The sequence below is a fragment of the Streptomyces lycii genome, assembly GCF_009735685.1.
GTDB lineage: Bacteria > Actinomycetota > Actinomycetes > Streptomycetales > Streptomycetaceae > Streptomyces > Streptomyces lycii.
In genome coordinates this window covers 1-8,838 of sequence record NZ_WHPN01000056.1, presented here as the reverse complement: position 1 = coordinate 8,838, position 8,838 = coordinate 1, and the positions used below count along the sequence as shown (strand labels likewise).

The following is an 8,838-nucleotide window of genomic DNA, read 5'->3' as shown; positions in this document are numbered from 1 at the left end:
GGTCGGCGCCCCGCGCGGCCGCGGCCGCGTCCCGTCGTTCAGCGGCGCGTCAGCAGCGCCACCGGCCACGGGTCCAGCAGCTCGGACAGCGGCACCGTGGTCTCCCACTCGCCGGAGCCCAGCCGGTCCCGCCAGCGCCCCGGGGGCAGCGGCAGCCGGGTGTCCCGCCAGCCGTCCGACTGTTCCAGCCGCCGGGACAGCCGGGTGACGACCGTGATCAGCGAGCCGGAGCGGCCGAAGGCGACACAGTGGTCCGCGGCGGGGCCCTGGGCCCGCAGCGGTTCGTAGGTGCCGGTGCGGCCGAACCAGTGCGGATGTTCCCGGCGCAGTCGCAGCGCGGCAGCGGTGAGCCGCAGCTTCTCCTCCGTCAGGTTCTGCGGCGGCCGCCCCTCGTCCAGCCCCGCCAGTGCCTCGGGCGCGGGCCGGAAGGGCGCCCGGTTGTCGGGGTCGACGAGTGCCCGGTATTCGTGCTCGGTGCCCTGGTAGACGTCCGGTACGCCGGGCATCGTCAGCTGGACCAGGGCGGCCCCCAGGATGTTCACGCGGGCGTGCGGCGCGAGGGACCGGGCGAGCAGGGCGGCGGCGCGCGGTGGAGTGCCGCCCGGGCCCGCCTCGGCGAAGGCCGCCACGGCCTTCTCGTACGCCGGGTCCGGTTCGGTCCAGGAGGTGCGCAGCCCGGCCTCCCTGGCGGCCTTGACCAGCGCCGGGGCGAGCCGGCCGGCCGGCAGCCCGCCGTCCTCGTCCGTCCCGAGCCCGAGCCCGAGGCCGAAGGCGGTCTGCCAGGCCGTCCAGGCCGTGTGCGGGTCGGGGGCGCGGCCCGGCTCCTTCGCCAGCCGCTCCAGCAGTTCCGCCCATTCCAGCGGTGCCTGCGACAGCACGGCGATCCGCGCCCGTACGTCGGCGCTGCGCTTGGTGTCGTGGGTGGACAGCACCGTGCCGGTCTCCGGCCGGGCGCGGTGTACCCCGGCGCAGTAGGCGTGGAACTCCTCCGGGGTCACGGCCGGTCCGGCCGGATCGCCGCCCACCTCGGCGGCCGACAGCAGCGGCGTGTAGCGGTAGAAGGCGGTGTCCTCCACCGACTTGGCGCGCAGCGCGGACGAGGTCTGGGCGAAGCGGGCGCAGAAGGCCGTGTGGTCGGGCGAGTCCCCGGCCGCGCCGAGGGCCAGATCCCGTACGAGGACGACGCTGTCGGCCTCCTCCGGCACGGTGAACGCCTCCCGCGCTCCTTCCGCCGCGGCCGCCAGCATCGCGGCGTCCCGCTCGGCGGCCGGTTCGCCGGCCACCGCGTACGGCCGGTACACCGGCATCCGCAGCAGCAGTTCGCGGATCGCGGTGCGCAGCGCCCACGGCGCGTGGTCGCGCAGCGCGGGCGAGGTCCGGCAGATCCGGTCGGCGACGCGCCCCAGCGCCTCGACCTCGGCGGCCAGCTCACGGGTCACGACCTCGCGGGCCGCGCGGGCGGCGGTGTCCGGCCAGACGCCGCCCAGATCGTCGGGGCAGCCGGTGAACTCGCGGTGCGCGGCCGCCAGTTCCCGCGCGCCCGCCGGGTCCACGAACAGTCCGTCGATCCTGCGCAGCGCCTCGTAGCCGGTGGTGCCCGCGACCGGCCAGCTCCGGGGCAGCGGCTCGGAGCCGGTGAGGATCTTCTCCACGACCGTCCAGCAGCCTCCGGTGGCCTCGGCGAGCCGCCGCAGATACCCCTCCGGGTCGGCCAGCCCGTCGGGGTGGTCGACGCGCAGCCCCTCGACGACGCCCTCCCGGAGCATCCGCAGCACCGTCTCGTGGGTGGCGGCGAAGACGGCCGGTTCCTGGACGCGGACCCCGATCAGGTCGGAGATCGTGAAGAACCGCCGGTAGTTCAGCTCGGTGCGGGCGAGCCGCCACCAGGCGGGGCGGTACCACTGCGCGTCGATCAGCTCGGGAAGCGGCAGCCGCTCCGTGCCCGGCCGCACGGGGAACACGTGGTCGTGATAGCGCAACACGTGCCCGGGGCCTTCCGTGCCGCCGGGCCCGTCCCGCTCCTGCGTCTGGCGTTCGAGCCGGAAGTGGTCCAGTTCCTCCCCCAGCCGGCCGCCGAGCACCGGGAGCAGCACCCGGCCGCCGGGCCCGCCGCCGGCTTCCCAGTCGATGTCGAACCAGTGCGCGTACGGGGAGTCGGGCCCGTTCCGCAGGACCTCCCACAGCACCCGGTTCAGCCGCTTTGGCGCCGGTACGGCCATGTGGTTCGGGACGATGTCCAGGATCAGGCCGAGCCCGTACTCGCGGGCCGTCGCCGAGAGCCGGCGCAGGCCCCGCTCACCGCCCAGCTCGGCGCGTATCGCTCCGTGGTCCACGACGTCGTAGCCGTGCTCGGAGCCGGGCACGGCCTCCAGCACGGGGGAGAGGTGCAGATGCGAGACGCCGAGCGAGGCGATGTACGGGACGGCCGCCTCGGCCGCGGCGAACGGGAAGGCGGGCTGCAGCTGGAGCCGGTAGGTCGCGGTCGGCGCGGTGGCCGGGGGCAGGGCCGGGCCGCCGGTGGAGAGCACGGCGTCGGGGTCGTCGGGCATGTCGGCGGCCGGGTCGCCGGGCACGTCCGGCGGCGGCAGCGGTTCGGACGGCAGGGGCTCGGGCGTCATAGGAACGTATGTACCCGGATGTGCCGTCTCTGCGCCCGCCGGGCGGCGCATCCGGGGCAGCCGGAATCAGCCGCCCCGGATCCGCCGTCCGGGTGAGGGGCCGGCGGGCGGCCCGGAATCCGTCAGCCGGGCCGCTGGAGCACGGTGAGGCTGCGGTCCACGAGCGTCAGCCGGTCCCCGGCCTTGACCTTCCGGCCGCTGCCCGGCTCGATCCCCTCCGAGCGCGCCGTGTCCACCACCACCTGCCACTGCCGGCCGTGGTCGAGCGGCACCGTGAAGTCCTGGTCCCGGTCGCTCGCGTTGAACAGCAGCAGGAAGGAGTCGTCCGTGATCCGCTCGCCGCGCGCACCCGGCTCGGAGATCGCGCTGCCGTTGAGGAAGACCGCCAGGGACCGGGCGTGCGCCGCCTGCCAGTCGCGCTGGGTCATCTCCTTGCCGTCCGGGGTGAACCAGGCGATGTCGGAGAGGTCGTCGTGGGTCCCCTCGACCGGACGGCCGTGGAAGAAGCGCCGGCGCCGGAAGACGGGGTGGTCGCGCCGGAGCCATACCATCGAACGGGTGAATTCCAGCAGCGCCCGGTCCGGCGCCTCCGGCGTGCTGTCCGCAGAGCGTCCGCCGCCCCTGGCGCCGCCCGTCTTCGGGCGCCCCCGCTTCCCGCCGGACGGCTGTCCGTCGCCGTGCTCCTGCGCCGCCTGCCCTCCGCCGCCGCTCGGCCAGTGCACCCAGGACAGCTCGTTGTCCTGGCAGTAGGCGTTGTTGTTGCCCTGCTGGGTGCGGCCGAACTCGTCGCCGTGGCTGAGCATCGGGACGCCTTGGGAGAGCATCAGCGTCGCGATGAAGTTCCGCTGCTGTCGGGCGCGCAGCGACAGCACACCGGGGTCGTCCGTGGGCCCCTCGGCGCCGCAGTTCCACGACCGGTTGTGGGACTCGCCGTCCCGGTTGCCCTCACCGTTGGCCTCGTTGTGCTTCTTGTCGTACGAGACCAGGTCCCGCAGGGTGAAGCCGTCGTGGCAGGTGACGAAGTTGACCGAGGCCAGCGGCCGCCGGCCGTCGTTCTGGTAGAGGTCGGAGGAGCCGGTGAGCCGGGAGGCGAACTCGGCGAGCGTGCGCGGCTCGCCCCGCCACAGGTCGCGGACGGTGTCCCGGTACATGCCGTTCCACTCGGTCCACAGCGGCGGGAAGTTGCCGACCTGGTAGCCGCCCTCGCCGACGTCCCAGGGCTCCGCGATCAGCTTGACCTGGCTGACCACCGGGTCCTGCTGCACCAGGTCGAAGAACGACGACAGCCGGTCGACCTCGTGGAACTGCCGGGCGAGCGTCGCGGCGAGGTCGAAGCGGAAGCCGTCGACCCGCATCTCCGTGACCCAGTAGCGCAACGAGTCCATGATCAACTGGAGCACGTGCGGACTGCGCATCAGCAGGGAGTTGCCGGTGCCCGTGGTGTCCATGTAATACCGCGGGTCGTCGGTGAGCCGGTAGTACGAGGTGTTGTCGAGCCCGCGGAAGGACAGGGTCGGCCCGAGGTGGTTGCCCTCGGCGGTGTGGTTGTAGACGACGTCGAGGATGACCTCGATCCCGGCCTGGTGCAGCGCCCGGACGGCGGACTTGAACTCCAGCACCTGCTGGCCTCGGTCGCCCCAGGAGGCGTAGGCGTTGTGCGGGGCGAAGAAGCCGATCGTGTTGTAGCCCCAGTAGTTGGCGAGTCCGACGTCGACGAGCCGGTGGTCGTTGACGAACTGGTGCACGGGCATCAGTTCGAGCGCGGTGACTCCCAGTTCGGTGAGGTGTTCGATGATCGCCGGATGGGCGAGCGCCGCGTAGGTGCCCCGCAGCTCCTCCGGCAGGGCGGGGTGCAGCATGGTCAGGCCCTTGACATGGGCCTCGTAGAGCACGGTCCGGTGGTAGTCCGTCCGCGGCGGGCGGTCGTCGCCCCAGTCGAAATAGGGGTTGATCACGACCGACGCCATGGTGTGCGGGGCCGAGTCCAGGTCGTTGCGCTCGTTCGGCTTGCCGAAGTGGTAGCCGTAGACCGCCTCGTCCCAGTCGATGCTGCCGCTCACCGCTTTGGCGTACGGATCGAGCAGGAGTTTGGCCGAGTTGCACCGGTGGCCGCGGCTCGGCTCGTACGGTCCGTGCACCCGGAAGCCGTACCGCTGGCCGGGCATGATCCCCGGCAGATAGGCGTGCCGTACGAAGGCGTCCGACTCGCGCAGCTCCACCGCGGTCTCCGAGCCGTCGTCGTGCAGCAGGCACAGCTCGATTCTCTGCGCGGCCTCCGAGAAGACCGCGAAATTCGTGCCGGCGCCGTCGTACGTGGCACCTAGGGGGTACGCCTGTCCCGGCCAGACCTGCATGATGTCGACTCTTCCACTTCTGATCCGGGCTCCGCGAGAAGGCGAATCCCTGGCAGGACAGGAATCCTCGCCCAACCAGCGGTGAGCCGGGGCGCTTTCGTCAGATCTTCCTCGAAAAGAGAGCATCCTCCTACGGTTTCTCCTCGTCCTCCGACGGTGGTACACGTGTCCCATATGCTGTTTTACAGGGAAATCGAATGATGGCAGGGCAAGTACGGCCAAAGACTCGCCGTTGTCCTCCCTTGCCCGCCGGCGGCGTCGTCCCTCCGCCCTTCCTCCACGGATCCCGTCGGGGTTCCGGGTGCACCGGCTCCCGTGCACGCAGTAGGCTCCGATGATCGAAGACCCGGGGGCGGAAGGCGGTACACAGGTGAGCTCGGGCGGGTTGGAGCTGCCACCTGGTGACGGCGGTCACGAGGGCGGCGCCACGGAGGTCCCACCCGGCGCGGTGTCCCTGGCCCGGCCGATGGAGATCGGAGCGGAACTGGACTGGGGCGACGACGCCTGGAGCGAGGTGCGCACACGCGCCCGCCGGGCGGGTCGGGCCTACATCTGGCTGAATCTCGTCGAACAGCGGCTCCGCTCGGTCGTCGCGGCCGTGCTGCGTCCGGTGTACGAGCCGGTGCACGGCGACGAGTGGGTGGTGGCCGCCGCGGGCCCGGCCGGGCACGAGTGGGTCCAGCGCGCCGTCGCCGTGCGGGAGGTCAGCCGGCGGAAGGGCTATCTGCTCGACCCGGCCGACGACAACGTCCTCAGCTTCCTCACCCTGCCGCAGCTGCGCGAGCTGATGGTTCAGCACTGGCCGTGCTTCGAGCCGTATCTCGACGACCGGCGCGATCTCGAACTCGCCCTGGACGAGCTGGAAGTGGCGCGCAACGTCGTCTCCCGCAACCGGGCCCTGTCCGAAGCCGTGCTGGCCCAGGCCGAGCGGGCGTCCGCGAAGCTCCTCGACATCCTCGGCACCGGCGCGGGCACCCCGTCCGCCGACCGGCTGCCCGTGGACGCCGTCGAGGACCTGGTCGGCGACCGGTACGCCGATGTGGTGGGCGTGCACCCGGACCGGGTACGGCTCCAGCGCCAGCTGCCCGCGGAGGACCTCTTCGGGGGCGCCCGGCGGCTGGACGCCATCGGCATAGGTCTCAACCTGCTCGTGCAGAACTACTCCGGCCGACGGCTCGTACGCCTCGCCGAGGCCGGGTGCCGCACCCGGCTGCTGTTCCTCAACCCCGCGAGCAGCGCGGTCCGGCGCAGGGAGCGGGAACTCGGCATAAAGAAGGGCGAGCTGAGCCGCTCCGTCGAGATGAACATCATGCACATGCGGCGGGTGCGGGCCCGGCTGCGGGACAGCGCGGCCTTCCAGGTCAACGTCTTCGACGAGACCCCGCGCTTCACCGCCTACCTGGTCAACGGCGACGGTCCGGACGGCGTCGCCGTCGTGCAGTCCTATCTGCGCCGCGCCCGGGGCATGGAGGCGCCGGTGCTCGTCCTGCGCGGCAGCCGGCGGGACGTGGTGCAGGGCGGAACGGGCGGCAGGGAACGCGACGGCGGGCTCTTCGACACCTATCGCGAGGAGTTCGAGAGCGCCTGGGCGGACTCCCGGCCGGTGTCCTGACGGGCCGCCGGCCCCGGCTCGCGGGGGCGCCGCCCGTTGTCAGTGCCGCGTGAAAGGGTGAATTGAACACGGGGACGAGGGATGTCCGGGTGTGGCACCGTGACCGCGCGGCGCGGGGATCTCCGCCGTGCGGGCACACGGACCGCGCGGACACCGGAGAATGAGGAGAGCCGTCATGGGGTGGCACGGGGACGCACTGGTCGGCTTCGACCTGGAGACGACGGGCACGGACATCGAGAACGACCGGATCGTGACGGCGGCGCTCGCCCATCTGGAGCCGGACGGCCGCACCGCGACCGCGCGGAGCTGGCTCATCGACCCGGGCGTGCCGATCCCGGACGAGGCCGCAGCGATCCACGGCATCAGCACGGCGCGCGCCCGCGAGCAGGGCATGCCCGCGGCGGCCGGGGTCGCAGCGGTGGTGGAGGCCGTCGCGGAGGTGCTCCGCTCCGGCCGGCCGCTGGCCGTCATGAACGCCCGGTACGACCTGTCCCTGCTCGACCGGGAGTGCCGCAGGCACGGCATCGCGCCGCTGTCGGCGCGCCTCGGCCGGTCGCCCGGCCCGGTCGTCGACCCGCTGGTCCTCGACAAGCACTGCGACCGCTACCGCAAGGGCAAGCGCACCCTGCAGGCCCTCTGCGAGCACTACGGCGTGCCGCTGACCGGGGCGCACGACGCGGGCGCCGACGCCCTGGCCGCCGCGCAGGTCGCGCTGTGCATCGGCCGCAAGCACGAAGCGGTCGGTTGCCTCGATCTCGCCGCCCTGCACGACTTGCAGGTCAGGGCCGCGGCCGAGCAGGCGGTGTCCTTCCAGCGCCATCTGCGCCGTACGTCGAATCCGGGCGCCCGGGTGGAGCAGGCGTGGCCGCTCATACCGGCGCAGCGCGGCCCGGACGCGGACCGGCCCGCGCCGGGTCCGGAGACCGGGCAGGGCCGGGGGAGCGGGCGGCGTGCGGGGAGCGGGCAGGGCCCGGCGGCGCCGGGTTCGCCGGGCACCTCCGCCGCCGGGGATCCCTCCACGGCGGAGGTGCCGGCGCCGCGGCCCCCCGCGGAGTAGCGGGCCGCCGGGGTCCCGGGGCGGGGCCGTCCCCGGACGCCGCCGGACCGTGCCGGGCTCGCCGCGTGGTGGGCGGCCGGACCACACCACACCGCGCTGCGGGCGGGCGGGGCGCCCGTCGGGCCGGACATCTGTCGGGCCGGATATCCGCGGGGCCGGGCACCCGCCGGGCCGGATATCCGTCAGGCTTGGCACCCGCCGGGCCGGGCATCCGTCAGAAGGGGTACCAGCGGACCCCGGTGTCGCCGTCCCGCAATGAGGCGACCCTGCGGCGGAACTCCGCCAGTGCCGCCGGGTTGCCCGGTGCGCTCTGGGCGACCCAGGCGCAGCTGGCGGTCTCACGCGCGCCGCGCAGCAGCGCGCAGCCGTCCCACTCGCGGACGTCCCAGCCGTAGACCTCGGTGAAGAGGTCGTAGGCGTCCGCGGGGAGGCCGTAGCGGTCGCGGGACAGGGCCATGACGACGAGGTCGTGCTCCCGCAGGTCGTGGGAGAAGGTCTCCAGGTCCACGAGCACGGGACCGTCCGGGCCGACGTGGACGTTGCGGGGCAGCGCGTCGCCGTGGACGGGCCCGGGCGGAAGCCGTGGCTCCAGGGCGGCGGCCGCCTCGGCGAACCGGTCCCGGCGCTCCCGCAGATAGGCGGCGTCCGCGGGGTCGACGGCTTCGCCCGCGAGCCGCAGCCAGCGTTCGACGCCGCCGAGCAGATCGCGGCGCGGCAGCGGGAACGGCGGCGCGGGCAGCGCGTGCACGGTGCGCAGCAGCTCCGCGAGGTCCCGGGCGCCCGCGGGACGTACGGCGGCGGGCAGCCGCTGCCAGTACGTCACCGGGTGACCGTCCACCAGCCGGGCCTCGGTCTCCGCGGGGCGCACGGTCGGCACGCCCTGCGCGTCGAGCCACGCCGCGGTCCGCAGCTCCCGGCGGGCCCGGTCCAGCAGTTCGGCGCTGCGCCCGACCTTGACGACGGGGCCGTCCTCGCCGAGCGAGAGCACGGCGTTCTCGCCGAAGGCGACGAGTTCGGCCCCGGCCGCCGCGTCCGCGTGTCCGGCCGCGGCGAGCACCTGCCGCGCCCGGGCCTCGCTGAACACCACCGCCGGGGCGGTCTCGCCGCCCGCCCCGGTCGTCTCCGCCTCCGGCACCGTGCCCTCCGCTGTCCTGCCTGCCATGTCCTTGAACGGCACCAGTCTCCCAGGCCGCGGCG

4 protein-coding genes and 1 pseudogene are annotated in these 8,838 nt (G+C 73.9%); 2 read left to right on the top strand and 3 right to left on the bottom strand.

Annotated features, from left to right (window positions below; genetic code table 11):
• Positions 1–38: 38 nt before the first annotated feature.
• Positions 39–2,618 carry a malto-oligosyltrehalose synthase gene (treY, locus tag GCU69_RS02915; RefSeq protein ID WP_156205046.1) on the bottom strand — a complete coding sequence of 860 codons (2,580 nt, stop codon included), beginning with the start codon at positions 2,616–2,618 and terminating at the stop codon, positions 39–41.
• A 122-nt stretch (positions 2,619–2,740) separates the two neighbouring features.
• The gene (gene glgX, locus GCU69_RS02910; protein ID WP_098754187.1) at positions 2,741–4,972 is read right to left on the bottom strand and encodes a glycogen debranching protein GlgX; all 2,232 of its coding nucleotides are present in this window, start codon (positions 4,970–4,972) and stop codon (positions 2,741–2,743) included.
• Positions 4,973–5,342: 370 nt separating this feature from the next.
• Between glgX and GCU69_RS02905 the strand changes: the two genes are divergently transcribed.
• Both GCU69_RS02905 and GCU69_RS02900 read left to right on the top strand, forming a co-directional pair.
• On the top strand, positions 5,343–6,584 hold the full coding sequence (locus tag GCU69_RS02905) for an SAV2148 family HEPN domain-containing protein (protein WP_235978176.1): 1,242 nt from the start codon (positions 5,343–5,345) through the stop codon (positions 6,582–6,584).
• A gap of 175 nt (positions 6,585–6,759) precedes the next feature.
• Positions 6,760–7,470: pseudogene (locus GCU69_RS02900) on the top strand (exonuclease domain-containing protein); the annotation flags it as partial.
• Between the two features lie 385 nt (positions 7,471–7,855).
• On the opposite strand, the gene GCU69_RS02895 reads toward GCU69_RS02900, so the two are convergent.
• The gene (locus tag GCU69_RS02895) at positions 7,856–8,803 is read right to left on the bottom strand and encodes a phosphotransferase enzyme family protein (RefSeq protein WP_156205044.1); all 948 of its coding nucleotides are present in this window, start codon (positions 8,801–8,803) and stop codon (positions 7,856–7,858) included.
• Between the last annotated feature and the right edge of the window lie 35 nt (positions 8,804–8,838).

Bases quoted from the DNA above. Each gene is read 5' to 3' on its own strand.
- GCU69_RS02895 (WP_156205044.1), bottom strand. From the start codon at position 8,803: ATGGCAGGCAGGACAGCGGAGGGCACGGTGCCGGAGGCGGAGACGACC.
- treY (WP_156205046.1), bottom strand. From the start codon at position 2,618: ATGACGCCCGAGCCCCTGCCGTCCGAACCGCTGCCGCCGCCGGACGTG.
- glgX (WP_098754187.1), bottom strand. From the start codon at position 4,972: ATGCAGGTCTGGCCGGGACAGGCGTACCCCCTAGGTGCCACGTACGAC.